The sequence below is a fragment of the Mesobacillus sp. MER 48 genome, assembly GCF_023714225.1.
GTDB lineage: Bacteria > Bacillota > Bacilli > Bacillales > Cytobacillaceae > Mesobacillus > Mesobacillus oceanisediminis_A.
Window position 1 is genome coordinate 19,710 of sequence record NZ_JAMAUR010000004.1, and the last position, 25,029, is coordinate 44,738.

Below are 25,029 nucleotides of genomic sequence, written 5' to 3' on the forward strand. Positions count from 1 at the left end.
TAAGCAAAAGTGAGTAAAAAGGTAAAAGTATTTGCAGCAGTATTTATGAGTTTTTTATTGTTTCTGACTGGATGCAGCAATAGTAATTCTTCCAGTACAGGAACAGAAAAATCAACAACTGCCAGCGCTCCGGCGAAAACGGACAAATCAGAATTGGTGGTTGGATTGGATGATGATCCGCCGCAATTGGATCCTCACTTTTCTACAGCTGCTGTTGACCGACAAGTCTTCCACAGTATCTATGACAAGCTAGTTGATGTTGATGAAGAGCTTAATTTTGTGCCAATGCTTGCTGAAAAATGGGACATCTCCGAAGACGGTAAGACATACACCTTTACCTTGCAAAAGGACGTAAAGTTCCATGATGGAACTCCGTTTAATGCAGAAGCGGTTAAATTCAACTTTGAACGCATGATGGATCCTAATACTGGTTCACCGCGTGCATCTGAATTATCTTCTATTGAAAAGATTGAAGTAGTCGACGACACAACATTGAAGGTTGTGCTTTCCGAGCCTTACAGCCCATTCCTTGCGGCGTTATCTGACCGTGCAGGGATGATGGTTTCACCAACAGCAGTAAAGGAAAAGGGCAAAGACTTCGCTAATTCACCTGTAGGTACTGGCCCATTCAAGTTTGTGTCTCGTGTTAAGCAAGACAAAATCGTAGTAGAAAAGAATGCAGACTATTGGGGTGGAGCACCAAAGTTTGAAAAGATTGTTTATCGTCCCTATGCTGATGAAAACGTCAGACTGACAAACCTTACATCAGGTGATGTTGACATCATCAGCAAGGTTCCGCCAAAGGATGTCGAGAAGCTTAAGAAAGATTCCAACCTTACGTTATCTGAGACGGGAGCTCTTGGATTCCAGGGTCTGTATTTGAACCATAAGAGTGAACCATTCAATAACAAAGCACTTCGCCAGGCACTTGACTTAGTCATCGACCGTGAAGCGATTATCAAGGTTGCCCTTCGCGATACAGCAGTAGCTTCAGCGGGAGCAATCCCTCCTGGAACATGGGCATATGATGAAAGTATCAAGCCGAAGAAGAAGGATATTGAAAAAGCGAAGAAAATTATGGCTGACGCAGGTTATCCGGATGGATTCGAGTTCACGCTGCAGTTGTCTCCAAAGCCGGTCGAGGAACAAATCTCGCAAATGATCCAATCCATGGCTAAAGAAGCAGGGATAAAGGTGAATCTTGAAATGGTTGAGTTTGGAACCATGCTTGATAATATGGATAACTTCAAATTTGATGCTGTCCGTTTGGGCTGGAGCGGAAGAACCGATCCAGATGGAAATATCTACGCGCTATTCAATACTGAAGGTTCAATCAACTATGGTTATTCCAATCCAAAAATGGACGAGCTATTAGAACAGGCCCGTGTGGAGACGGATCAAAAGGAAAGAAAGAAGATTTACTCAGAAGCTACAAAGCTTGGCCAGGAAGAAGTTCCGTTCATCTTCATTTATCATGAGAAGGATTACAAAGCATATAAGAACAACCTGCAAGGCTATAAACACATAGCGGATCAAATGATGCGCTTCCATGACGTTTCATTTAAATAAGCAATTTACTTGATTCGGCTTGGAGACCCGTCTCCAGGCCGAAATACTTTTGAACCTTAAAAAAAAGGAGGGAGCAGCGTGGTAAAGTTTTTGCTTCGTCGATTAGGACTTATGGTCGTTATCTTATTTTTAGTAAGCATAATCGTTTTTTCACTCGTTCATCTCACACCAGGCGACCCTGCAAGGATGATTCTCGGGCAGGAGGCCACTGAAGAAGCGCTGCAGGCATTGAGGGAGCAGATGGGCCTGAATGATCCTCTTTATGTCCAGTATTTTAACTGGGTAACAAATGTCCTTCAGGGAGATCTAGGGAATTCATTGAAAGATAATACTCCGGTTCTTACCGTGCTGCTTCAGAAGCTGCCGGTAACAATCCAGCTATCCATCATGTCATTTATCATTGCTATGCTGATTGCCATTCCAGCCGGTATTATTTCAGCTACAAGAAAAGGGACTTTCTGGGATTACTTTGGAACAACATTTGCATTGTCAGGGGTTTCAGTTCCACCGTTTTTCCTGGGAATTTTACTGATTTTCATCTTTTCGATTTCATTGGGATGGCTGGCACCTTCAGGGTATGTGGAGCCATGGACGAATTTTAAACAAAGCATGCTTTTAATGATTATGCCAGCCCTAGCAGTAGGGGTCAGATTGAGTGCAGAAATCACAAGAATGCTGCGTTCAAGCATGCTTGAAGTACTGGAGGCTGATTACATTAGGACCGCCTATGCGAAAGGTGTTCTCGAAAGAGGAGTCGTAATTGGCCATGCTTTGAAGAATGCACTTATTCCTGTCGTGACAGTTAGCGGATTGCAATTAGCCACCTTCCTTGGAGGTGCGGTGATCACCGAAACGATTTTTGCAATTCCGGGACTCGGAAGGCTTGTCATCGATGCCATCATGACAAGGGATTTTCCGGTTGTGCAGGGTGCCGTGCTGTTCATGGCTATCGCTGTTGTAGTGGTTAACTTCTTTATTGATGTTCTTTATTCGATTCTAGATCCGAGAATTAAGCTAACAGGGGGCCAGTGACCATGGAAGCACAGTTGAATCAAAAAATGCCAGTTGCTGAGAGCCCGAAAAAGCGCAGAATGAAAGAGATGAGTTCCCGCTTTTTTCAAAATAAATTGGCTGTAGCTGGTGGTATTTTTACTTTGCTGCTGATCCTTATGGCAGTTTTTGCTCCGGTGGCCGCCCCTTATAATCCTGGTGAGCAAGATTATGCAAAATTCCTCCAAAGCCCGAATTCAGAGAATCTTCTTGGGACAGATGAGCTTGGCCGTGATATTTTCAGCAGGATCATTTATGGGGCGAGAGTGTCAATCCAGGCCGGGATAATTTCGGTAGGCATCGCATTATTGATTGGAATCCCGATCGGTCTTTTTTCAGGATATTATCGCGGCGTTTTAGATGAATTTGTTGTCATGCGTTTTACGGATGCCCTGCTTTCATTCCCGCCGCTGGTACTGGCGCTTTCTCTTGCAGCTGTATTGGGAGCTGGATTGCAAAATGCCATGATTGCGATTGGAATCATTTTTACCCCTAACTTTATCCGTCTGGTCAGGGGAGAGGTATTGAGCCAGAGAGAGCGGGAATATGTTACGGCTGCTAAAGCATCCGGGATCAGTGATTTTAAAATCATTTTCAAGCATATCCTGCCGAACTGCATGCCGCCCATTCTGGTCCAGGCTACTCTATCGATTGCCGCGGCAATCATTTCTGAAGCTTCATTAAGCTATTTGGGGCTTGGTACTCAGCCTCCAACACCAAGCTGGGGTGCCATGCTTTCAATGGGACAAGGGTATCTTGGTGACGCGCCATGGATTTCTTTGTTTCCTGGACTGTTTATCTTTTTAACGGTTTTATCAATCAACTTATTTGGTGATGGACTGCGTGATGCATTAGATCCGAAGCTGAAGTGAGGTTATTAGAATGACATTTTCGATAACTGCTAGATGTGAGAAAACAGGAATGCTGGGCGTCGCGGTATCAACTGCAAGACCAGCAGTCGGCTCACTAGTCCCTTATGTGAAAACCGGTATAGGAGCAATAGCAACCCAAGCAACTGTTAATCCGTTTTATGGCCTTGACGGAATCAAGCTTTTAGCTGAAGGAAAATTACCAGCTGAAGTGCTGGAGCAATTACTGGCTTCAGACCCGGATCCGGAGAGAAGGCAATGTGCCATCGTTGATAAGTATGGGAATGCTACTGGTTTTACAGGTAAAGACACTGTTCCATGGCAAGGACATAAAATCGGATTTCAGTTCGTTGTCGCTGGCAATATGCTGACAGGACCCGAAACGATCGATGCCATGTTTGAAACGTATCAGGCACTGAAAAACGAAAGTTTGCCAGAAAGACTATTAGCGGCTCTTGCCAGCGGACAGGAAGCAGGAGGAGACAAACGTGGAAGGCAGTCAGCTGCTCTTTATGTTGTTGACCAAGAAGAGTATCCTCTGGTTGATGTCAGAGCGGATGAACATCATGAGCCTGTCCAAGAACTAATTAGAATCTATAAACAATGCCAAGAAGATCTATTTCCATACACTGCTAATCTAGTAAAACGAAGGGAGGAGGCAATCGAATGACACAGCCTTTATTGGAAGTAAAGAATCTTAAGGTCAGCTTTGCTGGGAAAAAGAAGACGACAAATATTGTAGCCGGATTATCCTTTAATGTGGAAAAAGGGAAAACCCTTTGTATTGTTGGGGAATCAGGCTGTGGAAAAAGTATGACCTCCCTTTCGGTCATGGGCCTGCTTCCTAAGACAGGGGAAATTGAAGGAGAAATTCTTTTAAAGGGTGACAACCTTACGGAGAAGTCAATGAAGCAGATGAGTAAAATCAGGGGCAATCAGATTTCGATGATATTCCAGGAACCTATGACTTCTCTCAATCCTGTACAGACAGTGGGAAAGCAGATTGCTGAGACCATTATTCTCCACCAGAAGGTAAGCAAAAAAGAAGCGCGCCAGAAGGCGGTTGAAATGCTTCAGCTAGTAGGAATCCCTTCACCGGACAAACGAATCGATGCCTATCCTCATGAACTGAGCGGTGGAATGAGGCAAAGGGTCATGATCGCGATTGCGCTTAGCTGCAACCCGGAACTGCTAATTGCAGATGAGCCGACCACAGCGCTTGATGTGACGATTCAGGCTCAGATTCTTGATCTCATGAAGAATCTGCAAAAAGATTTGGATATGGGAATTATTATGATTACCCACGACTTGGCGGTTGTATCTGAAATGGCAGATACAGTACTGGTTATGTATGCCGGTAAAGCGGTGGAATATGGTTCGAGAACATCCATTTTCAACAATCCGCTGCATCCATATACACAAGGTCTGATGAAGTGCATCCCTGATGTAGACGCTGAGGAAGATGTGGAAGAACTTTTTGTGATAAAAGGATCTGTGCCATCTCCGGATGCAATGCCAGCAGGCTGCAGATTTGCGGACCGATGCCCGTATGTACAGGATATCTGCAGGGCACAATCCCCAGATCTTGAGCAAGTCGATTCACACCACACAGTCAGTTGCTGGAAATACACAAATTTATGGGAGGAAGGTGAGAAAAATGGGCCAGCCATTAGCGAAGTTGCCGTCGGAAAATCTTCTTGATGTACAGGACTTGAAGAAACACTTTCCTGTCGGTGATCAAGGGTTCTTTGGAGAAAAACAGGTGGTAAAGGCATTGGATGGTATCACCTTTGCTCTTAAAAGAGGGGAAACGCTGGGAATTGTAGGCGAATCTGGGTGCGGTAAATCTACGATGGGCCGAGCCATCCTCAGACTTCATGAACCAAGCTCTGGAACAATCGTTTATGACGGAGTGGATATTACCAGGGTTTCCAAGCGTCAGATGCGCGATAATCGGAAAGATATGCAGATTATTTTCCAGGATCCTTACGGTTCACTCAATCCGCGAATGACTGTTGGATCCATGTTGTCAGAAATCGTGGAAACTCACAAAATTGTACCGAAGAAAGAGCTATATGATTATGTCTGCAATCTGCTTGTCGAAGTTGGCCTTTCAGAACAGCATTATTATCGATTCCCGCACGAATTTTCAGGAGGACAGCGGCAGCGTGTGAGCATTGCTCGTGCACTTTGCACAAACCCGAAATTAATTGTGTGCGATGAGGCGGTCTCTGCATTGGATGTATCCGTCCAGTCCCAAATCCTTAATCTGCTGCAGCGTTTGAAAAAGGAACATCAGCTGACATATTTATTTATTTCCCACGATCTTAGTGTTGTGAAGCATGTGAGCGACCGAGTCGCGGTTATGTATTTAGGGAAAATGGTCGAGCTGGCTGATAAGAGAGAACTTTACGATAATCCGCTCCACCCTTATACAAAGGCATTGCTTTCTGCCATTCCTTCAACCAAAGAAGATAAGAAGAGAGAAAGGGTTATCTTAAAAGGTGATGTCCCGAGTCCGATCAATGTTCCGAGCGGCTGTCGTTTCCATACAAGGTGCCCGCTGGCTACGGATCGATGCAGGGCAGAGGAGCCGGCTTTTCGAGAGGTAAGCGAGAATCATTTTGCTGCTTGCCATTATGCATAATGTGCAAGGTCCTTACCAGGGAGGTAAGGACGTTTCTTTCGATATGAAAATGAAATGCTGTTTTATAAAAAGAGAATAATTCATTTGTAAAGCTAATAAGGTAAATTAACTTACAAATGAAAGTAAGAGGGAGGAAAATCATGAACTTAGATTATTTAAATTATCCATACCATTCACAAAGAACGGTAACCTTTGCCAAGAAAGGCATGGTTGCTACTTCTCAGCCGCTGGCGGCACAGGCGGGACTGGATATTTTGAAAAAGGGCGGAAATGCCATTGATGCTGCCATTGCAACAGCAGCATGCTTAACCGTAGTTGAGCCAACTTCCAATGGCATTGGAGGGGATGCATTCGCATTAGTCTGGGTAAAAGGTGAGCTCCACGGTCTTAACGCCAGCGGTCCTGCTCCAAAAAACATCTCAATCGATGCAGTTAAGGAAAAAGGGCATGAAAAAATGCCGACCTTTGGCCTGGTTCCTGTTACAGTTCCCGGTGTACCGGCAGCATGGGCGGAGCTGTCAATACGCTTTGGCAAGCTGCCGCTGACCGAAGTTTTGCAGCCGGCGATTGAATATGCTGAAAAGGGATATCCTTTATCGCCAGTCCTCGGCAAGTATTGGAATATTGCCTTTGAAAAATTCAAAGAAATCTTTAAAGGTGACGAATACAAAGGCTGGTTTGATACATTTGCTCCAAATGGGCAGGCGCCGAAAATAGGCGAAGTGTGGAAATCTGAAGGCCACGCAAGCACTTTGCGTGAAATTGCCGAAACCAATGCGGAAAGTTTTTATCGCGGGGGACTGGCTGAAAGAATAGATGAATTTTCAAAGCAGCATGGCGGCTTTATTTCAAAAGAGGATTTAGCCTCATATAAGCCTGAATGGGTACAGCCGATCAAAGTCAATTACAGAGGCTATGATGTATGGGAAATCCCGCCGAATGGCCAGGGAATTGTTGCTTTAATGGCGCTGAACATGCTGAAGGGCTATGAACTGAATGAAAAAGAGTCTGTGGATACATACCACAAGCAAATCGAAGCAATGAAGCTTGCATTTGCGGATGCAAAGAAATATGTTACCGACCCTGAGAAAATGACAGTATCCTCTGAACAGCTATTATCGGACGAATATGCCGAAACAAGAAGAAGCTTGATCGGTGAATCCGCAAGACTGCCAGAGCCTGGCACACCTCCAAAGGGCGGAACCGTTTATCTCGCTGCAGCGGATGAGGAAGGAAACATGATTTCATTCATCCAGAGTAATTATATGGGCTTCGGATCGGGAATCGTCGTACCAGGAACAGGAATCGCGCTGCAAAACCGAGGTGCCGATTTTTCATTAGATCCATCTCATGATAACTGCCTTGAACCTGGCAAGAAGACATACCATACCATCATTCCGGGGTTCTTGACAAAGGATAATGATGCAGTCGGTCCGTTCGGAGTCATGGGAGGATACATGCAGCCACAGGGGCACGCCCAGGTCATCATGAACACAATCGACTTCAACCTCAATCCACAGGCTGCGCTTGATTCCCCTCGCTGGCAATGGATGGAGGGCAATAAGGTAGTTGTAGAGAATACCTTCCCTGCCCACATTGCCCAGGCACTTGCCAGGAAAGGGCACGAAATCCAATTCGCATTGGATGGAGGAGGATTTGGAAGGGGCCAAATTATCTGGAGAGACCCTGTCACAGGAGTGCTTTCCGGTGGAACAGAGTCGAGGACTGACGGTGCAATCGCAGCTTGGTAATCTCAAAAAAGGTGTTGAATGAAAATGAAGCAGCTTGATCTATTCCTGGCATTCTTCCGAGTGGGAATGCTGGGGTATGGCGGCGGCCCATCATCCATCCCGCTCGTTCATAAAGAGGTTGTCGAAAAATATAAATGGATGAATGATGATGAATTCGCTGATGTATTAGCTTTAGGTAATACCCTTCCAGGCCCGATCGCTACAAAGATGGCTGGATATATCGGCTACCGTGTGGCTGGTTTTACAGGAATGGTGAACGCCACAGCAGCAACAATCGTTCCGACAATCTTGTTGATGATTATATTATTAACCTCCCTATCTTCGTTTAAAGATTTACCCTGGGTTGACGGGATGACAAAAGCTGTGGTACCGGTGGTTGGTGTAATGCTGGCAACCATGACATGGGACTTTTTCAAGAAATCAAATGAAACTCTGGGAAAAGTGAATGCAGGTTTGATGATTGTTGGAGGACTAATACTGATGGAAGTACTTAACATCCATCCTGCTATCCTTATTCTTGTATTGTTAATTCTTGCAATAGCTAAAAAGGATAAGGCTCCTGGGGTGGAGAATAAGAGTGAAAGAGGGGTAGGCTAATGATTTATTGGCATATATTCCTCGCCTTTTTCATTCCGGGAATACTGGGTTATGGAGGAGGACCGGCATCGATTCCTCTGGTAGAAAATGAGGTGGTCGACCGCTATGGCTGGATGACAGTACCGGAATTCAGCGAAGTTCTCGCAATCGGAAACGCCCTGCCAGGACCAATCGCCACTAAACTGGCAGGATATATTGGATATGAACAGGGAGGGATATTAGGAGCTGCAGTCGGCATATTCGCAACAGTCGCCCCTTCACTGATCTTAATGATTTTTCTCCTTGGAGTCTTGTACCGTTATAAAGATTCCCCAAAGGTTAAAAGAATGACGAATTATATCAGACCAATCATTACCGTATTGCTGGGTGTCATGACTTTTAACTTTTTCTTTAGCTCTTATGTAGACAGTGGAATGATACAAACAGTCCTCTTAATTGCTGTCAGCTACTTGCTATTGGAAAAATGGAAAGTTCATCCCGCATATGTCATTACAGCATCGTTAGCCTATGGCGGTTTATTCCTATAACTGTGGCAGCCCATCCAATAAAAAGGATGGGCTTTTTAGTTGGTGAAAATTTCTTGATATGCTTGCGGCTCATCCTAGGTCGATGGAAGCAAGATCATCATCATGGGACACAGTGAAGGATGCTTGATCAATGCTGCCCTGAACACAATCAGGCCGCAGCAGGAATGGTCCTTCTTTCCGGAGGCGGTGAAAATAAAGTCCCATTACCATAGTGGTAACGGGACTTCTTCGTGTTTTATGGGAAATACACTACATTCCGAACTTGTTCTTTACTCAACAAACGGCCTGATTTTCGGAAATAACTTAAGTGCCGTATTGTAAAATACATCCTCATGATGCTCCGGCGGAATCAAAGCCTTGATAAACTCGATGTATGGTCCGATTGGAATCAACGGCCAATCTGTGCCGAACAGCAGTTTATCATAGGAATCGGCGAATTCCAGTGCATGGCGCAGGTGATCAAGGAAACGTCCCTTGCTGCGTTTATCCAAGTCTTCCTTTGTGCCGACAATCAACCCTGACAAATCAGCAAAAACATTTGGATTCTTATAAATGATTTCCGCTCCGGTCAGGGTCCATGGATCTCCAAAATGGGCCATCAAGAAATTAACATCACGATGATTGACCGCGACCTCGTCAATCGCCATCGGATGGGAATATTTCAGGTATCCGCGTTCGGAATAAGTATCGCCTGTATGGAACACGACCGGGAGCTGGTATTTTGCAGCAAGCTTGTAGACTGGTTCATACACATCGTCATAGGCATAAAAAGGATAGTATCCAAGATAAATCTTGATTCCGACTGTCTTTGGATGTTGAAGTTCATCCTCAAGCCGGTTGAGTGCTGCCTCATCTAGGTCGTATGGATTTACCCCGGCACACCAGAAGATATTAGCTGGCACTTCAGACTCCAAATCCAGTCCCATCGGAGTCCGGGCTTCATAATCCGGAAACCCCATCTTGTCGGTTTCGGTCAACCCCATGCCAATCCCGAGAACCACATTGGCATCCTTGAATTCCTGCTGGATGCCGGCAGCGGAATAGTCGACAAACGACAGCTTCTCGGCCGTTTCATAAAAGGATTTTATATTTGATAGATGGATATGGGCATCGATGATTTTCATGTTTTCTCCTTTTAAAATTGAACTCTTCTCAGTTTTTTCAACAGATCTGCTGCCAATTTACGATCATCAAACAACAGGAACAGCGGGGCGCTTTTTTCAAAATTGCCCTGATGTTTGGAAGCAAGCTGGAGCACCTCTTTATTCGTATAAGCCTCGGTAGGTCCCGCGTCGTTGTTTGGAACAAAATAAAGCTTATCCTGAGAATGAACCGACTCGATATGGGAGTCGCCATCAAGCAGAAGCGGAATCTCCTCACTGCCAGCATGGTAGGAACGCATAGTTTTACCCTCATTAACAGAAATCCTGAAATCCGCCAGATTATCGGCTCCGGCAAAGATGTCTGTCATCCACACTTCCCTGGAAATATTTTTGCCGCCATCATTCACAACCTCGGCAAAAGAAGCGACTACCGGCACGCCTGGAAGCAATAAATAATATTGGACATATTGAACGCCTTTCCAGTCTTTATGCTCCTTGAACTCGGTAGTGATCGCAAGGCCAATCCACTTGTTGCCCTCATTGTCCTTCCGTTCGACCACGGAAGCGGTGCTGTTTTCTTTTAACAATGAGAAGGTGTTAATTCCGTTTGGAGCTGTTTTCATGCCGCCTGCCCATGGATTCCACCAGCTTTTCGCTGTCGGTTCTGGGTAAGAATGGGCGAGCCATTCCTGGCCGTTCAACTGGAGGGAGAATACTCCTGGATAAAAATCAGGGTCTGCCTTCATCTTAATGACACCATTATCAACAGTGAAACCTCCGCCCTCAATGCCAGAAGAAACTGTGCCAGCAGGAGACAGCAGCAATTCTGAGAATCTTGCCTCAGTCCCGTTTCCTCCATAAAAAGCTTCAACGATGGAAATGGGATTCCATTGCAGTTGGGAGGTAACAGAATGAGACGTCTTCTCCAAATCAGAGTTGATAGCATGACTTTCATTTCCAACGGTAAGCGTGCCATCCAGGTAACTGTTCCTGAACGTTTTCAACTTAAAAGATGGCTCGGCATCAGGACGGACGACCAGCTGTTCTGCCTGGAATCCAAATTCGCCCGTCGTCTCCGGCTTATTAGAAACTGGAGACTGCTTTACATAGGCAATGAATTCCTCGAAGTTCTGGAATGCTCCAAGTGACAGCGTGATTGTTTCTGAAAAAGCCCTCGCACCAGGTTCCATTTTGCCGAATTGGTCTTCAATGACAAACTGCCAGCCCTCAGGAGCTGCGTTGCTTTTTTCAGACCAGCTCAGCCCGATTGGACCTGAAGAACCCTCGGAAAAATACCAGTTTCCTGTGATCATCTTGGAATCCAGATCCCCGAACTCGATGATGCGATTTCCAGAAAAATGGACAACCTGATTGTCGAGCGGGAAATAAGCCTGCTCGATCTCCTGATAGACAGGCTGGCTGAACGCAACGTTCTCGTGGACCACTGTTCCCCGGTTTTCTATTTCGGCCCACGTATGGATCAGTCCATCTCCAAATAATCGGTAGGTCTGAGTTAAAATAAGGCCAACCATTTCGCCTGATTCCAGTTTTATTTTCAGATCGATGAAAGAATCATTTGCCTCCCAGGTGACTGCTTCCGGGCTTTTTTTCGTGAACTCTAGTGAATATGGTTTCCCGAGTTTGGGTGTCAGGAATGCAAATGGCTGCTGCCTTTTGCTATTTTTGGCAGCGGTCGTCAACAGGTCCCGCTTGCGGACATTGATTTGCCCGGGACCATTGAAGATATGCCAGAAATCCTTCGAATCCCCGCCAAATTTCTCGCCCAGGCCTTTGAAAGCAACAGAAATATCCTGTTCGAATGTAAGCTGTTCACCGTTTTCTTTTGTGGCGGTAATCTTCAGGTCAGGATTATAAAAACCATGTTCTTTTACCGTTAAAGGAACTGTGATGGTATTCCGACCTTTCGCAGGGACATTTACACGGTAAGTATCATTCTCTAAAACTACCTGTTCCGTATCAGGGAATTGTAAAAGGAACTCCGCGTCATCCTGGAGATTATTTTTCACTTCTACTTGAATAGTAGTTTCTTTGTTTAGAAAACTGAGATTGCCATTGTAACTGGCTTCGATTTTTGCCGGATCGATTGGGAAGATTCCCAGTTTCAGCTCGCATTCAAGCCCGTTTACCAAGACCGTAGCATTAACGCTTGGGTGGGTCCGCCAGTTGCTCGGTTCCTCACCTTTTTTAACGGTAAAAGCTGCCGAAATAGTAGATTCATCAAGTACTACTTTTTCGGAGTCGAATTGGTAAGAGACACGGCCTTCGGAGGCGCCGCTTGCTTTGAATCTGAGTGGCTCGCCGCTCTTGTTGACAATCCTGATTTCAAATTTTCGTTCTTCCTCCTGGATGACTTCATGGTCGGCCATCTTCATTTCGATAAGGAAGTCATCTGTTTCAACCAGCGACATGCCACGGCTCGTTCTCTCGAATTGAACCCGGGCATTCGTGTTTCCGTTCTGCCATCTATATTCATAGAAGATAAAACCATTTTTCCTGATTCCGTCCGGCTTCACTTCTATCATTCTCGTACTATCCTCATACCAATTCAGCACTTCGAACACTGGCTGTAACAGCGGCGTGTTCAGCACTTGCGGAATGAAATTCATCAAATGGGTTGAATCATCCCTATCTTCCCAGAAAAAACCGCATTTCTTATAAAGCGGAACGGCCTTCGTGTTACCGGCCCATGTATAAAGATCAAGACGCGGCCAGCCAAGCTCAACGGTTTTTTTCAGCGCCTCTAGCACCAGCTTCTTGCCGATCTTGTGGCCTTGATAATCCGGGCGTACATTGAGCAGGGGAATATACAGCGAACCTGTATCCTCCTTGTACTCCGACAGACCGCAGTAACCGACGACTTCTTCTCCGTCCAGCGCCAGGTACAGCTCGATATTGTCCGAGTTCGCTTCCTTCTTCTTGACCTGCTCCTCCGTCATGACTCGCGTATCGCCGCCCCAGCCATCCCGGCTCAGGTTCCACATCTTCGCGACTCCTGCCGCCAATCCTTCGTGGTATTTCTCAATTTGAATCACCTTGTTCAATTGTGTCACGTCCATTCTCCTCTCTTAACTACGGGCCATCTTCCTTTTTAGATAAAATAAGCTGCTTTTTTGCATTGTCCATGTTTATAACCTCCTTTGTTTTAATGGGAGTGTACTAAGCACTCCATCTTCATCGTAAAGGGAAAATTTGCTAGTGTAAAGAAAATTCAATCTATTTAGTTTGCAAGATTTTTCGATATAATAAAGAAAAAAGAGGAGTGAGGCTACATGGAACAAATAATTCATTGGGGGATTATTGAGTTTGAGCATGGCCCAATCTATATTGCAGCAACGCCTCAAGGCTTATGCTATGTTGGTTCGCCTGAGGAAGACTTCGAACATATGGTAAAACGGTTCCCGGCCGCGGATTTCGCAGAGAATTCAGAAGCAATGGAACCATACGCAAACGAATTGAAGGAATATCTGGAGGGAGGACGCACTGATTTTTCCCTGCCAGTGGATGTAAAAGGAACCCCATTCCAGGAAGCCGTTTGGACAGCATTGAGAGAAATCCCTTATGGTGCGACATATACATACTCCGAAATTGCCGCAAAAATCGGGAAGCCTGCCGCAGTAAGAGCAGTCGGAACCGCTATCGGCGCAAACCCGGTCCTGATTACAGTTCCCTGTCACCGAGTCATCGGGAAAAATGGGGCGATCACAGGGTATCGTGGCGGAATTGAGATGAAGCAGCATTTGTTGGAGCTGGAGAAAGAGTATTGCAGGAGTTAATTTGCCCGAAGTTGGAGGGTTATAAGGATATTGGTAGTAGAATAGTAAAGCCTCCGCCCGAAAAGGTAGGATACGGTCGGAGAAAACGAGAAGCTCCGCCCGAAAAAGAAGGAAGCTCAAGGTTACGGTCGGAGAAAGAGAGAAGCTCCGCCCGAAAAAGAAGGGTGCTCAAAGTTACGGTCGGAGAAATGGAGAAGCTCCGCCCGAAAAAGAAGGAATCTCGAAGATACGGTCGGAGAAAGAGAGAAGCTGCGCCCGAAAAAGAAGGGTGCTCAAAGTCACGGTCGGAGAAATGGAGAAGCTGCCCTGCGAAAACAGAGAGATTAAGGTTACCGTGGTGAGAAGACCAAATCTTTTTCACTAAGTGAAGTATTCCTGATGTATTGGAATGAATTTGTAAGAAATCTGCCATACATCTCTCACACTTTTTCTGCACCTTAAAGCTATAATGAACCCAAATGGACGATTGCAGAATACCAGAGAGTGATGGGGGCGATCTAATGAAGAGTTTGATTGTTTACTGCTCAACACATGGTACGACAGCAAAGGCGGCGCATCTTTTGCGAAAGCGGATTGAGGGGGATGTGATTGCCATCAATCTTGATAAAACGCGGCTCCATTCAGATTTGGAACTGTTTGATTCGGTGATGATTGGCGGTTCCATCCACGGCGGTAGCATCCAGGGGAAGGTCAAGAAATTCATGAGGGAGCATGAGGATGTTCTCCAGAGGAAGAATCTCGGATTATTTCTATGCTGTATGAGGGAAGGGAAGGAAGCACGCGAACAGTTTGAAGCTGTGTTCCCGAAAAAACTCAGAGAAGCTGCAATAGCGAAAGGGCTGTTCGGCGGCGAGTTCATTTTTTCAAAAATGAATTTCTTTGAAAAAATCATCGCGAAAAGTGTGAATGGTGAGACGGAAGATCTATCAAGGTTCGATGTGGAAGCGATTCATGAGTTCGCCGATGCATTCAATCACAATCATAAATATGTACCTGTTTAGGAACGGAGGCTTTAATTAAAGCCTTCGTTTTTTGTTTTTCGACAGGGAAAATATTGTATAATCATATTAATTTGTCATGGGGAGTGTGTGCATCACTATATGAATATTGAACTTTTCAAAATGGTCAATGACCTAGGAAAGGAATTCGCGTTTTTGAATCCTGTCATGGTCCTGATTGCAAAAAATACGATTTATCTTCTGACGGCAGCAGTGATAATTTACCTGTTCAGCCGGAAGCATGAAAACCGATTGATGATTATGAGCGGCTTGGCAGCACTGACTTTAGCGGAAATCACCGGGAAGATAGCTGGCATGTTCCATTCGAACAACCAGCCATTTGTTGAGCTGGCCGATGTAAATAAATTGATCGATATGGAAGTGAACAATTCATTTCCGAGTGACCATACGATTATCTTTTTCACAATGGCGGTTACGTTCTGGCTGTTTAAAAGAAAGCATACATACTTATGGATATTACTTGCTCTGGTCGTTGGTTTTTCACGAATATGGGTCGGTGTGCATTACCCTGCCGACATCCTTGTCGGGGCGATTCTTGGATCAGCATTTGCTTATCTGGGCTACCGCTTGATTCCAACGATTAAGTTGACGAATAAGAATAAATTGACAGGCGAAGAAATGAAGAATCTCTGATTATGAAACCTTTGTGCCGGGTAAACCGTACATAGGTGAGGCTGAGGTAGAGTTATTTGATTTATTTGTGCCAGACAAGTAAAATATATTCTGACAAATTTTTTTTCGGAGAGTGAATTTTTTTGGAAGTTCCCATAGGTTTAGTCATTTTATTAGGTGTTTTAATTCTTTTGTCTGCCTTCTTTTCATCGGCAGAAACCGCTTTTTCCAGTGTCAATAGAATCAGGCTGAGAAACTATGAGTCTGAGGGCCGCGCTGGAAGCAAGAATGCTCTGTATATTGCTGAGAATTTCGATGACGCGCTGTCTACTATTCTAGTAGGTAATAATATCGTCAATATTGCGGCGGCGAGTATTTCATCAAAGGTTGCTGTTGATATCTTTGGAGCAAGCACGGGTCTTATCATCAGTACTTTTGGTATGACAATCTTGATCCTGATTTTTGGTGAAATCCTGCCGAAGTCGATCGCAAAGGAACATGCAGAAACTTATTCGTTAAAAATATCTGGTATTCTGCTGTTGCTGATCAAAATCCTGACGCCAATTAATTTCCTGTTCAGTAAACTAAAGGCATTTGTATCGAAGGTCTTTTCGAAGGATGGGGAAGTCCAGCCATCTGTTACAGAAGAGGAAATCAAGGTGATGGTCGACATCAGTGAAGAAGAGGGCGTCATCAACAATGAGGAGAGGGAGCTTGTACACCGTTCCCTGGAATTCAACGATGTTCTTGTCGGCGAAATTTTAACACATCGAATGGATATGATTACAATCGAAGTAAGCCAGCCACTTGAGGAAATCAAGCAAATATTCCTTGAGGAACGTTTTTCAAGGGTGCCGGTTTACGAAGACAATATAGATAATATCATCGGATTCTTATCCGAACGTGAATTTTTTGCAGAACTGATCCAGAATAAAGAAGTCAATGTCCGTGAGATGCTGCGCCAGCCGATGTTTGTGGTGAAGTCGATGAAAATCGCTACACTGCTGCCTGAACTGCAGAGGACGAAGAGCCATATGGCCATTGTCGTTGATGAGTTTGGCGGCACGAGCGGCTTGATCACCCTCGAAGACATCCTTGAAGAGCTGGTCGGCGAGATTTGGGATGAGCATGATGAGAAAGTCAACATCATGACGAAGATCGATGAAAACACATATGAATTCGATGCGGCATATGATCTTGATGATTTTGCCGAATTGTTCAAGGTGCCGATGCCAGAAACGTCTTATCATAACCTCGGCGGCTGGATTTTTGAAACATTGGAAAGCATACCGGTAAACGGTGATTCATTTGATTATGAAAACCTCAGAATCATCGTCAAGGAAGTAGAAAATCACCGCATTCGTAAAATAAAAGTGGATATCCTGCCCATTTTAGAGGTGGAAGAGTAAAAAAGAAGGTGGAATCAGGCGTTTTAGATGCCTGGTTCCACCTTTTTTGTTTACTGCTCTTGATGATAATTGAGATTTGCACGGATACTGCCTGTAATTGCACTGTAAAGCAGGGAAGTGCACGCACAATGATGGGAATTGCACGGTGAAAATCGCTAATTGCACAGTCTTCCCTTTACTGTGAAAACCTAGCAGCAAGCTGTTTCCCCGCCGCAGCAAGCTTCAGCTTTATCTTCTGTTTCCTGGACTTCCTTGATTTCCACGCCGCAGCAATCAGACTTTGAGTTGCTGCCCATCAAGATTTTAATAAAGTTAGACATTGATTTTCACCTCCTTTCATCAAGAAAAATTGATTTATTAAACAAAATAGAATACAAAACCAGATATGGTGGACATTGTGATCACGGATGCAATGAAGGCAATCACAAGCTGCTTTTTAAAGATTGATTTTAGCAGGATGACTTCCGGCAAGCTAGCACCAGCTGAACTGATCATCATCGCCATCACCGGGCCAAGGGCCATTCCTTTTAAAATCAGCATTTGTGAGATAGGGATCATGCTTGATAAACGGATGTACAATGGGATGCCTGCGATAGCGGCAACCGGAATCAACCACCATGCATCGTGCCCAAACCACTTTGTGATGAACTCTGTCGGAACCAAACCGTGAATGACAGCACCAATCGCAGCACCTATCAGCAAGTATGGATACACGCTTTTCATCAGCGACCAGGTTTCATTTACAGCGAACCGCCAATTGAATTTTTGGTTGCTTTCTTCATATCCAGACATGATGACGTTTTTTACATAGCGCTGGAAGCCGAGTTTATCAAGGGTGAAACCTATGATGACAGAAAAAATACTTGTTATGACCGTATACAAAATCGTCACCTTCCAGCCCATCACGACCCCCATGATCGTTAAGATTGTTGGGTCAAGCACAGGAGAAGCGAAGAGGAAAACCATGACGATTGAAAACGGGATTTTCTTTTTCAGCATATTAACAACTACGGGTATCGTCGAGCAGGAACAAAAAGGTGTGATAAAGGCGAACAGGATGGCGGCAAAGCTTGCGAGCAACTTGTTGCGGCCGGTTAATTTTTTCTCGATTTTTTCGTAAGGGATATAGCCCTGGAGGAGGCTGATCAAAAAGGAAATCCCAATGAAAAGCAAGGTTAATTCAACCGCAATCCATATAAAACTTTTTAGAAATTCAATCATTTTCTTCTCCCTTCTTCCTTTAGCAATTGGCGGGTACTGGACAGCATGTTGGCTGTTGTTCTTGTTTTGGGGAAACCCAATATAATCTTTTCATTTCAGGCTGTTCAAAGAACTTCCATGCGTCTCTAGCCCTCCTTTCCACTTCCCGCTGTTTTAACTGGGCCATTGTTTGATAATCTTGATAAAACATGTATATCCTCTCCTTAATCAAAATATGTTGATTTATTTATCAAAAAAAATTGATTAAATATTTGAAAAGTAAACCTAACAACAGTTGCTAGGTCTGAAAAGGCAGCAAAGCTCTGGAGATAGCAGGTGGTTGATTTCTTTCGTGTTCACGGCGTAGTAGCTCCAGGTTCCTTTTGTTTCCTTGTGGATCAGATCGGCATCAAGCAAAATCTTGAGGTGATAGCTTAGCTTTGATTGCGGCATGTCAATCAGTTCACTAAGATCGCAAACGCAGCTGGAGTCTTGCTGGCATAGGAGGTTAAGAATATGCAGGCGTTTTTGGTCGGCAAGGGCTTTGAACTTCTTTTCATATTTTTCAAAGGTGCTTTGTAGCGGCAGTTCCTTAGCGGTTTGGTTGGCAGTAGTCAGGTCTGTTAAAGGAATGAATTTTTCCACTTTCAGCTCTCCTTAATCAAAATCTCTTGATGTATTGTATTATATTTCCTATAAAACCAGTTTGCAACTGTTAAATCAAAAATTTTTGATTTATTTTTGGTAAAGGATTCATAAATAAGTATTGAACATATAAGCAAATCATTATATGATGATACGGTAATTGGAGGTGGAGAGTAATTGATTAAGCAAAGTATTGAAATGGATCAGGCTGCTGCTTTGCTGAAGCTGCTTGGTGATAAGACTCGTCTGACGATGATGAGGATTCTGGCTGATCAGGATTGCTGCGTGTGTGAGTTTGTGGCAATATTCGAGGCGAGCCAGCCGGCGATCAGCCAGCATATCCGTAAGCTGAAAGACGCAGGTCTGGTAAAAGAAAGCAGGAGGGGCCAGTGGATATTTTACTCACTGAACCGGCAATTTGAGCATTTCGATTTTGTTCAATTGCTCTTGGATGCACTGCCAAGCCAGGATGAAAAATTAATAGAACTAGAAAAGCAGGGAAAACGGATTTCCTGTGAATAACGGAGGGTATGAAAATTGTCGACAGCAATCATTGCTTCACTGATCTTTCTCGTGACGCTGACATTGGTCATTTGGCAGCCAAAAGGGCTTAGCATTGGCTGGTCTGCCATCGGTGGGGCGCTAATCGCTTTATTATTTGGTGTTGTTACTTTCCAGGACGTAATCGACGTTACAGGAATCGTCTGGAATGCAACCCTTACATTTATTGCACTGATTATTATCTCACTTATACTCGATGAAATCGGATTTTTCGAATGGGCGGCTTTACATATGGCGCGTGCTGCAAAAGGAAACGGAGTCAGGATGTTTGTCTACGTTACCCTGCTGGGTGCAGGCGTAGCGGCATTGTTCGCAAACGACGGTGCAGCATTGATTTTGACGCCAATTGTACTGGCGATGGTGCGGAACCTGAAATTCGAAGAAAAAATGGTGTTTCCATTCATCATGGCGAGCGGGTTCATTGCCGATACGACATCATTGCCGCTTATCGTCAGCAACCTGGTGAACATTGTTTCTGCTGACTACTTTAATATTGGATTCGTCGAATATGCATCACGCATGATCGTGCCGAACTTCTTCTCGCTGGGTGCAAGTATTCTGGTCTTGTATTTATTTTTCCGAAAGAGCATTCCGAAAAATTACGAGATGTCAGATTTGAAAAAGCCCGCTGAGGCAATCAAGGATATGAAGATGTTCCGCTTATCATGGATTGTGTTGGCCGTCCTGCTTGCCGGCTATTTCGGCAGTGAATTCCTGAACATCCCTGTTTCCTTCATTGCCGGGGTTGTTGCGATTTTCTTCTTGATGATGGCGAGAAGAAGTCCGGCTGTCCATACCTCCACTGTCGTAAAAGGCGCGCCATGGGCGATTGTATTCTTCTCAATTGGCATGTATGTAGTCGTTTACGGACTGCGTAACGCAGGATTGACAAACATCCTTGCTGATGTCATCCAGGCAGCGGCTGACCAGGGCTTGTTTGTTGCTACAATCGGTATGGGCTTCATCGCTGCGATCCTTTCTTCAATCATGAACAATATGCCAACTGTCATGATTGATGCGCTGGCAATTGCGGATACTAACACAACAGGTGTCATCCGCGAAGCGTTGATATATGCGAATGTCATAGGCTCTGATCTAGGACCGAAAATCACGCCGATTGGATCACTGGCAACACTATTGTGGCTGCATGTCCTTTCATTGAAAGGCGTCAAAATTTCTTGGGGCACTTATTTTAAAACAGGAATTATCTTAACCATTCCTACTTTGTTCATCACATTGGTAGGTCTATATATTTGGTTGCTAATTATCTAACAAGGGAGCGAATCTGCTATGGCTAAAAAAACAATCTACTTCCTATGTACGGGAAACTCTTGCAGAAGCCAGATGGCTGAAGGCTGGGCAAAAAAATACTTGGGTGACGAGTGGGAAGTTAAGAGTGCCGGTCTTGAGGCGCACGGCTTGAATCCCAATGCCATCAATGCTATGCACGAAATCGGCATCGATATTAAAGGCCACACTTCCGATGTTATTGATTCTGAAATCCTGAACAACTCTGACCTTGTTGTTACACTTTGCGGCCATGCGGACGAGCATTGCCCAACAACACCACCGCATGTTAGACGTGAACACTGGGGCTTTGATGACCCGGCGAAGGCTGAGGGAACCGATGAAGAAAAGTGGGCCGTGTTCCAGCGAGTGCGTGATCAAATCGGTGACCGTATCAAGACATTTGCTGAGACAGGGAAATAATTATCGTAGCCAGGGGGAAACTCCTGGCTTTTAAAAAAGGAGGAATAGTGAATGAGCAAGAACTATCAGGCGTTAATTCCAGGCAGGATTTTTATCGGGGGCGAAAACGCAATCCCCGAATTACTTGAAAATGAAAAAATCGATATGGTGTATGATCTGCGTGCGGAAAATAAAGAAGGGGAGTATGAATATCCACGCACCCACCTGCCAATGTTTGATAATGACTCACAGCAGGATGAGTCGGTCAAAAAGGCTATGGATGAGGTGGCAACTGCTTACGAGTCCGGAAAAAATATTTACTTCCACTGCTCCACGGGCAGAACGAGAACAGGCACGCTGGCCGCAGGTACTTTGCTAAAGCTGAATCGAGTAGACAGCATCGAGGAAGCGAAGTCGAAGGCAAGAGAAGTCCGCGAAGTACTGAATTTGGATTCACAATTGATTACATCCCTTGAAAGAATCTTCCCTGAGAAAAAATGAAGATAACGGACAACGCACGCGAGCAACTAATGAAGGAACAGATTCCATGCATCCGACTTTACTTCGCTGGCATCAGCTGAAGGAGCTCCAGAATTGGACTGGCTCTGGATGAGCCGGACGAAGATGACGAGATCATGCTTGTCGATGGAATCAAGGTCGCAGTGGATCCTTCAATAGAATATGAAGCAAAAACCGTGACAATTGACTTTGTAAAAGGTGATTTTGTACTGATAAATAAGAATTTCTGCTGACAGCCACTAATGAAGTGGCTGTTTTCATTTTAAGTATTGAAAATGGCTATGTATGCAAATGAAAAGTAGAAATTAGAATTCGCAGAGCTGCGGAAGACTGCCGAATCATGTAATATCCTTTGCGTTTTTGTCATGAAACCTTCATACCGCCTTTACAGTGCCATGCTACGATTATGGCAGAAAAGGAGGTATTCAATCAGTGAAAAAGATATTAATGAAATTGCTCATCGGTTCTTTTCTTGTTGCCATTTTGCCTGTATCCACTATAGCGAATGGCAGCTTACTGAATGCTGCAGGGACTAAGGATGGCGGCATCGGAAACAGCACAAATTTCTTGGATTCTGCACCGAACATCGCAATTGATCCAAAAGTAAACGAAATCATTTACCCTCTTTTTGCAACACCGGCAATCAAACAGAAGGGCCAAACCCTGACTGTGAAAGTAGACAGCAAAGGCGCCGTTGCAGGTGGCTGGAATGTAAAATTAAAACAAACGAATCATTCTGCTTTGACCACAGAATACAATCTTCCGGTACAAAAGGCTGTTGAAAGCAATTCTTACTGGAAAAAGAGCAGCACTATTTATGATGTGACAGTACAAATCCCTGACAATGTCCCGGAAAAATTATACGATCTGGAGGTCTCTTTTACAGGGAACGGCAAGCGTATAACGGATAAACAGCCACACTCCGTTAAGGTTGTTGACCAATTTAAAAAGGATTTCACTTTTTTACATCTGACAGATACACATGTGGGTTCTCCCCGTAATCTAGGTGATCCCGATGATCCTTCCGGAGTGGATCCAGCTATCGCTAAAGAAGCTGGCATGTGGGATCCGGATGAAAGTAAACGCTGGTTATATCTCCAGAAGGCGATTAAAGAAGTAAATCTTTCGAATCCAGATTTTGTTGTCGTGACTGGCGACATGATGTATGGACAGATGAACCCGCAGGAATATATTTATGAGTATGAAGAGACATTTCGTGTTCTGCAAAAACTGAATGTCCCTGTTTACATCGTCCCTGGCAATCATGACTATTATGCCCAGGATGCAACACTTGCAGATGGTGCAAAGTATTGGGAACAATACTTTGGCCCGCAGTATTTCTCATTTGATTATGGCCCATATGCCCATTATATTGGCTACAACTCCTTTGATTGGCACAAATTTGACCGCAGCGGCACAGGAACTGTTTCCGTTCCGACATGGGGCGGGCAAATCAGGGAAGAACAGCTGAACTGGATTAAGGGAGACCTGGCTGCCAATGCAAAGACAGCGAAACCTGGCCAGATTAAAGGGTTGTTCTCACACCACAATCCACTATGGCGTGACCGTGATATTTGGCCGCAAAGCGACCCAGAGGTACAGAGCTACTGGAAGCAGTATGACGCCAAGCATAATCCGCGGTCATTGACGACTTTATTGCTCGGGGAAAAGCTTGGAATCAAGTATGACCAGCAATGGCACGGTGAAAATGCCCAGGAACTGACAGACGTTATGAAACAATTCAATGTAAATCTTAGTCTGCATGGACATACCCACACTGATGATGTTACAGAGAAGGACGGAATCCTGTATACAACCACAACTGCGATTGAGCTGACAGGAAAACCGTGGGTGGGATTCAGGAATTTCAAAGTGAAGAACGGCGAGGTCACATCCCATAAATATGATGACCAGGGACACTCCACGCCAGTCTACCAAAATGGAGATACAAAAAGCGGAGTCATGTCATTCGAAGCGAGCTACAGCCTGCCTAATAATGGACAAGCCTCCAGCCAGGAAGCAACCGTGACAAACAGGCTGGAAAAGCCGATTACTGTAACTATTCCATTTTACATGGCTGCGGGAAGTTACCAAGCTTCATCAGGAACTGTAAAACAAAATTACAGTGATGGAGAAAAGCAATATCTTGAAATAGAATTTACGGTTCCTGCGAACAGCGAGGAAACGATCAAAATAGGTAAATAGTTGAACGAAGGCTGTCCTTTATGATGGAGGACAGCCTTTGTCTATGTATTATGTATGAATTAAGCTGGTGAGACTGTTGAAAAAGGGGAATCATCTGCCATGTAGTTAATTATCTCATTGAAAAAAACTAAACTTTCAAACTGCCAATTTAATTTATTGGCGAATTTTTAAATATATCGACCACAATTTTGATTTTATCGGCGGATTTTTAAATATATCGACCACATTTTGAATTATTTCGATCACATTTCCAATTATATCGACCAAGTCGGTCATTCCACTAGAAAAGCCCGAGCACGCAGCCCAGGCTTCCACATTTCTACTACCACAAATTCGGCTTCACGACCATGAACCAAAGCATCGACATCAATAAGATGATGTAGGTCCAGATGGTGCGCTTCAGTTTTGCGGAGAGTTCAATTTTGTTCGCGCCTTCTTCGGCAAATTTCCGAAGTGTTGGCGAGAATGCCCTTGCCAGGAAAAACAGGGAGGCGAACAGCAGCGCCAGTGTGCCGATGATCCACGGCGTTTTCCATGTCCACGGGCCGAGGATGACGAGCAGCACTCCCGATCCAATCAGTACGTGGCCGGCGTGCTTGGACATACGCACGACTGATTTCAGCAAAGCCAAGTGGGCTTCCAGTTCTCTTCCCACAGCATCAGGCAGTTTTTTTACAATCGGCATCAAGATGAAGAAAGGTCCGATTGACGCAATCACGCTTGCGACGTGAAGATAAATGATGATTCGGTACAATAAATCCATTTTTTATTCTTCGACAGGGCTGAATTCATGCACCCAAACGCGCATTTGCGGAAGCCATGGCATTCCCGGGTGATAAGCTAGGATCGACTGCTTGTACTCCTCGACTGTTTCAAAGCCTTCGCGCTGTGCATCGGCATCTGTCAATTCGCCAAGTGATTGTGAGTAGACATTGTCCACGACGAATTTCTTTCCTTTTAACTCCATGATTTCGCCTACATCGGCATAACGGCCGTTACGGCGAGTCGCTGTTTTCTTGCCTTCCAGCACTAAATTAATATCGTCTTCCATTGTAATCAGACGCTCGATCTCACATGTTTTTGGCGGCAAAGCATTGTTTTGTTCTGTCATTGAAAAAACTCCCTTCCTTATGTTCCTATCTAATGTACCATATTTTTAAAAAAGAAAGCCAAGCCATACAACGTGAAAATAACGTTTTTTAAAGTTTTTCCCAAAACAAAGGAAATAGAGTGTAACATTCTACATAGTTCATCGTTTTAGTA

At 44.6% G+C, this 25,029-nt stretch carries 26 protein-coding genes; 18 read left to right on the forward strand and 8 right to left on the reverse strand.

Going from position 1 to position 25,029, the window contains the following annotated elements; genetic code table 11:
* Nucleotides 1-9: 9 nt before the first annotated feature.
* The 9 genes from M3593_RS14935 to M3593_RS14975 all read left to right on the forward strand — a co-directional run bounded on the left by M3593_RS14935 (nucleotide 10) and on the right by M3593_RS14975 (nucleotide 9,010).
* Nucleotides 10-1,569, forward strand: a complete 1,560-nt coding sequence (locus M3593_RS14935; RefSeq protein ID WP_251544713.1) for an ABC transporter substrate-binding protein — start codon at nucleotides 10-12, stop codon at nucleotides 1,567-1,569.
* Between the two features lie 78 nt (nucleotides 1,570-1,647).
* A complete protein-coding gene (gene nikB, locus M3593_RS14940; RefSeq protein WP_186326669.1) occupies nucleotides 1,648-2,601 on the forward strand; it encodes a nickel ABC transporter permease in 954 nt (317 codons plus the stop codon).
* A gap of 59 nt (nucleotides 2,602-2,660) precedes the next feature.
* Complete coding sequence (locus tag M3593_RS14945; protein WP_144475547.1) at nucleotides 2,661-3,491, forward strand: ABC transporter permease; 831 nt, start codon at nucleotides 2,661-2,663, stop codon at nucleotides 3,489-3,491.
* 10 nt (nucleotides 3,492-3,501) lie between these two features.
* Nucleotides 3,502-4,158 (forward strand): DUF1028 domain-containing protein, encoded by a 657-nt coding sequence (locus tag M3593_RS14950; protein ID WP_144475285.1) that lies wholly within the window; start codon nucleotides 3,502-3,504, stop codon nucleotides 4,156-4,158.
* A complete protein-coding gene (locus M3593_RS14955; protein ID WP_251544711.1) occupies nucleotides 4,155-5,189 on the forward strand; it encodes an ABC transporter ATP-binding protein in 1,035 nt (344 codons plus the stop codon). The genes M3593_RS14950 and M3593_RS14955 overlap by 4 nt, the downstream gene beginning before the upstream one ends.
* On the forward strand, nucleotides 5,146-6,135 hold the full coding sequence (locus M3593_RS14960; RefSeq protein WP_251544710.1) for an ABC transporter ATP-binding protein: 990 nt from the start codon (nucleotides 5,146-5,148) through the stop codon (nucleotides 6,133-6,135). Before M3593_RS14955 ends, M3593_RS14960 begins: the two co-directional genes overlap by 44 nt.
* 140 nt (nucleotides 6,136-6,275) lie before the next feature.
* Nucleotides 6,276-7,886, forward strand: coding sequence for a gamma-glutamyltransferase family protein (locus tag M3593_RS14965; RefSeq protein WP_251544709.1), 1,611 nt, complete (start codon nucleotides 6,276-6,278; stop codon nucleotides 7,884-7,886).
* A 24-nt stretch (nucleotides 7,887-7,910) separates the two neighbouring features.
* A complete protein-coding gene (locus M3593_RS14970) occupies nucleotides 7,911-8,483 on the forward strand; it encodes a chromate transporter (protein WP_144475282.1) in 573 nt (190 codons plus the stop codon).
* Complete coding sequence (locus tag M3593_RS14975) at nucleotides 8,483-9,010, forward strand: chromate transporter (RefSeq protein WP_251544708.1); 528 nt, start codon at nucleotides 8,483-8,485, stop codon at nucleotides 9,008-9,010. The genes M3593_RS14970 and M3593_RS14975 overlap by 1 nt, the downstream gene beginning before the upstream one ends.
* A 269-nt stretch (nucleotides 9,011-9,279) precedes the next feature.
* On the opposite strand, the gene M3593_RS14980 is transcribed toward M3593_RS14975, so the two are convergent.
* Both M3593_RS14980 and M3593_RS14985 read right to left on the reverse strand, forming a co-directional pair.
* The gene (locus M3593_RS14980; protein ID WP_251544707.1) at nucleotides 9,280-10,134 is read right to left on the reverse strand and encodes an amidohydrolase family protein; all 855 of its coding nucleotides are present in this window, start codon (nucleotides 10,132-10,134) and stop codon (nucleotides 9,280-9,282) included.
* An 11-nt stretch (nucleotides 10,135-10,145) separates the two neighbouring features.
* Entirely contained in the window at nucleotides 10,146-13,184 is a 3,039-nt protein-coding gene (locus M3593_RS14985; RefSeq protein ID WP_251544706.1) for a GNAT family N-acetyltransferase, read from the reverse strand.
* A gap of 219 nt (nucleotides 13,185-13,403) precedes the next feature.
* Here M3593_RS14985 and M3593_RS14990 point away from each other — a divergent pair, with 219 nt between their 5' ends.
* From M3593_RS14990 to M3593_RS15005, 4 genes are all read left to right on the forward strand, one after another.
* Nucleotides 13,404-13,907 carry a methylated-DNA--[protein]-cysteine S-methyltransferase gene (locus M3593_RS14990; protein WP_251544705.1) on the forward strand — a complete coding sequence of 168 codons (504 nt, stop codon included), beginning with the start codon at nucleotides 13,404-13,406 and terminating at the stop codon, nucleotides 13,905-13,907.
* A 500-nt stretch (nucleotides 13,908-14,407) separates the two neighbouring features.
* The gene (locus tag M3593_RS14995; RefSeq protein ID WP_251544704.1) at nucleotides 14,408-14,908 is read left to right on the forward strand and encodes a flavodoxin domain-containing protein; all 501 of its coding nucleotides are present in this window, start codon (nucleotides 14,408-14,410) and stop codon (nucleotides 14,906-14,908) included.
* Nucleotides 14,909-15,007: 99 nt separating this feature from the next.
* Nucleotides 15,008-15,559 carry an undecaprenyl-diphosphatase gene (locus M3593_RS15000; RefSeq protein WP_251544703.1) on the forward strand — a complete coding sequence of 184 codons (552 nt, stop codon included), beginning with the start codon at nucleotides 15,008-15,010 and terminating at the stop codon, nucleotides 15,557-15,559.
* 122 nt (nucleotides 15,560-15,681) lie between these two features.
* On the forward strand, nucleotides 15,682-16,947 hold the full coding sequence (locus M3593_RS15005) for a hemolysin family protein (RefSeq protein WP_251544702.1): 1,266 nt from the start codon (nucleotides 15,682-15,684) through the stop codon (nucleotides 16,945-16,947).
* Between the two features lie 188 nt (nucleotides 16,948-17,135).
* On the opposite strand, the gene M3593_RS24050 is transcribed toward M3593_RS15005, so the two are convergent.
* From M3593_RS24050 to M3593_RS15020, 4 genes are all read right to left on the reverse strand, one after another.
* A complete protein-coding gene (locus tag M3593_RS24050; RefSeq protein WP_260983524.1) occupies nucleotides 17,136-17,267 on the reverse strand; it encodes a hypothetical protein in 132 nt (43 codons plus the stop codon).
* 37 nt (nucleotides 17,268-17,304) lie between these two features.
* Complete coding sequence (locus tag M3593_RS15010; RefSeq protein ID WP_251544701.1) at nucleotides 17,305-18,168, reverse strand: permease; 864 nt, start codon at nucleotides 18,166-18,168, stop codon at nucleotides 17,305-17,307.
* Nucleotides 18,169-18,187: 19 nt separating this feature from the next.
* The gene (locus tag M3593_RS15015; RefSeq protein ID WP_251544700.1) at nucleotides 18,188-18,358 is read right to left on the reverse strand and encodes a hypothetical protein; all 171 of its coding nucleotides are present in this window, start codon (nucleotides 18,356-18,358) and stop codon (nucleotides 18,188-18,190) included.
* A gap of 74 nt (nucleotides 18,359-18,432) precedes the next feature.
* Nucleotides 18,433-18,735, reverse strand: a complete 303-nt coding sequence (locus M3593_RS15020) for an ArsR/SmtB family transcription factor (RefSeq protein WP_251544726.1) — start codon at nucleotides 18,733-18,735, stop codon at nucleotides 18,433-18,435.
* 255 nt (nucleotides 18,736-18,990) lie between these two features.
* Between M3593_RS15020 and M3593_RS15025 the strand changes: the two genes are divergently transcribed.
* The 5 genes from M3593_RS15025 to M3593_RS15045 all read left to right on the forward strand — a co-directional run bounded on the left by M3593_RS15025 (nucleotide 18,991) and on the right by M3593_RS15045 (nucleotide 23,766).
* Nucleotides 18,991-19,314, forward strand: a complete 324-nt coding sequence (locus M3593_RS15025) for an ArsR/SmtB family transcription factor (RefSeq protein WP_144475544.1) — start codon at nucleotides 18,991-18,993, stop codon at nucleotides 19,312-19,314.
* A gap of 15 nt (nucleotides 19,315-19,329) precedes the next feature.
* The gene (locus M3593_RS15030; protein ID WP_144475273.1) at nucleotides 19,330-20,625 is read left to right on the forward strand and encodes an arsenic transporter; all 1,296 of its coding nucleotides are present in this window, start codon (nucleotides 19,330-19,332) and stop codon (nucleotides 20,623-20,625) included.
* A gap of 18 nt (nucleotides 20,626-20,643) precedes the next feature.
* Nucleotides 20,644-21,063 carry an arsenate reductase (thioredoxin) gene (arsC, locus tag M3593_RS15035; protein ID WP_144475272.1) on the forward strand — a complete coding sequence of 140 codons (420 nt, stop codon included), beginning with the start codon at nucleotides 20,644-20,646 and terminating at the stop codon, nucleotides 21,061-21,063.
* 51 nt (nucleotides 21,064-21,114) lie between these two features.
* On the forward strand, nucleotides 21,115-21,543 hold the full coding sequence (locus M3593_RS15040; protein ID WP_251544699.1) for a protein-tyrosine phosphatase family protein: 429 nt from the start codon (nucleotides 21,115-21,117) through the stop codon (nucleotides 21,541-21,543).
* Between the two features lie 450 nt (nucleotides 21,544-21,993).
* Nucleotides 21,994-23,766 carry a metallophosphoesterase family protein gene (locus M3593_RS15045; protein ID WP_251544698.1) on the forward strand — a complete coding sequence of 591 codons (1,773 nt, stop codon included), beginning with the start codon at nucleotides 21,994-21,996 and terminating at the stop codon, nucleotides 23,764-23,766.
* Between the two features lie 322 nt (nucleotides 23,767-24,088).
* On the opposite strand, the gene M3593_RS15050 is transcribed toward M3593_RS15045, so the two are convergent.
* Together M3593_RS15050 and M3593_RS15055 are read right to left on the reverse strand one after the other, a co-directional pair.
* Nucleotides 24,089-24,529: a hypothetical protein gene (locus tag M3593_RS15050; RefSeq protein ID WP_251544697.1), complete on the reverse strand. Its 441-nt coding sequence runs from the start codon at nucleotides 24,527-24,529 to the stop codon at nucleotides 24,089-24,091.
* A 3-nt stretch (nucleotides 24,530-24,532) separates the two neighbouring features.
* Nucleotides 24,533-24,877, reverse strand: coding sequence for an ASCH domain-containing protein (locus M3593_RS15055; RefSeq protein WP_144475268.1), 345 nt, complete (start codon nucleotides 24,875-24,877; stop codon nucleotides 24,533-24,535).
* Nucleotides 24,878-25,029 lie beyond the last annotated feature (152 nt).

What these genes read in the sequence shown, in the direction of transcription:
- M3593_RS14945 (WP_144475547.1), top strand. Translation starts at nt 2,661, where the DNA reads ATGAAAGAGATGAGTTCCCGCTTTTTTCAAAATAAATTGGCTGTAGCT.
- M3593_RS14950 (WP_144475285.1), top strand. Translation starts at nt 3,502, where the DNA reads ATGACATTTTCGATAACTGCTAGATGTGAGAAAACAGGAATGCTGGGC.
- M3593_RS14955 (WP_251544711.1), top strand. Translation starts at nt 4,155, where the DNA reads ATGACACAGCCTTTATTGGAAGTAAAGAATCTTAAGGTCAGCTTTGCT.
- M3593_RS14960 (WP_251544710.1), top strand. Translation starts at nt 5,146, where the DNA reads ATGGGCCAGCCATTAGCGAAGTTGCCGTCGGAAAATCTTCTTGATGTA.
- M3593_RS14965 (WP_251544709.1), top strand. Translation starts at nt 6,276, where the DNA reads ATGAACTTAGATTATTTAAATTATCCATACCATTCACAAAGAACGGTA.
- M3593_RS14970 (WP_144475282.1), top strand. Translation starts at nt 7,911, where the DNA reads ATGAAGCAGCTTGATCTATTCCTGGCATTCTTCCGAGTGGGAATGCTG.
- M3593_RS14975 (WP_251544708.1), top strand. Translation starts at nt 8,483, where the DNA reads ATGATTTATTGGCATATATTCCTCGCCTTTTTCATTCCGGGAATACTG.
- M3593_RS14980 (WP_251544707.1), bottom strand. Translation starts at nt 10,134, where the DNA reads ATGAAAATCATCGATGCCCATATCCATCTATCAAATATAAAATCCTTT.
- M3593_RS14990 (WP_251544705.1), top strand. Translation starts at nt 13,404, where the DNA reads ATGGAACAAATAATTCATTGGGGGATTATTGAGTTTGAGCATGGCCCA.
- M3593_RS14995 (WP_251544704.1), top strand. Translation starts at nt 14,408, where the DNA reads ATGAAGAGTTTGATTGTTTACTGCTCAACACATGGTACGACAGCAAAG.
- M3593_RS15000 (WP_251544703.1), top strand. Translation starts at nt 15,008, where the DNA reads ATGAATATTGAACTTTTCAAAATGGTCAATGACCTAGGAAAGGAATTC.
- M3593_RS24050 (WP_260983524.1), bottom strand. Translation starts at nt 17,267, where the DNA reads ATGTCTAACTTTATTAAAATCTTGATGGGCAGCAACTCAAAGTCTGAT.
- M3593_RS15010 (WP_251544701.1), bottom strand. Translation starts at nt 18,168, where the DNA reads ATGATTGAATTTCTAAAAAGTTTTATATGGATTGCGGTTGAATTAACC.
- M3593_RS15015 (WP_251544700.1), bottom strand. Translation starts at nt 18,358, where the DNA reads ATGTTTTATCAAGATTATCAAACAATGGCCCAGTTAAAACAGCGGGAA.
- M3593_RS15025 (WP_144475544.1), top strand. Translation starts at nt 18,991, where the DNA reads ATGGATCAGGCTGCTGCTTTGCTGAAGCTGCTTGGTGATAAGACTCGT.
- arsC (WP_144475272.1), top strand. Translation starts at nt 20,644, where the DNA reads ATGGCTAAAAAAACAATCTACTTCCTATGTACGGGAAACTCTTGCAGA.
- M3593_RS15040 (WP_251544699.1), top strand. Translation starts at nt 21,115, where the DNA reads ATGAGCAAGAACTATCAGGCGTTAATTCCAGGCAGGATTTTTATCGGG.
- M3593_RS15050 (WP_251544697.1), bottom strand. Translation starts at nt 24,529, where the DNA reads ATGGATTTATTGTACCGAATCATCATTTATCTTCACGTCGCAAGCGTG.
- M3593_RS15055 (WP_144475268.1), bottom strand. Translation starts at nt 24,877, where the DNA reads ATGACAGAACAAAACAATGCTTTGCCGCCAAAAACATGTGAGATCGAG.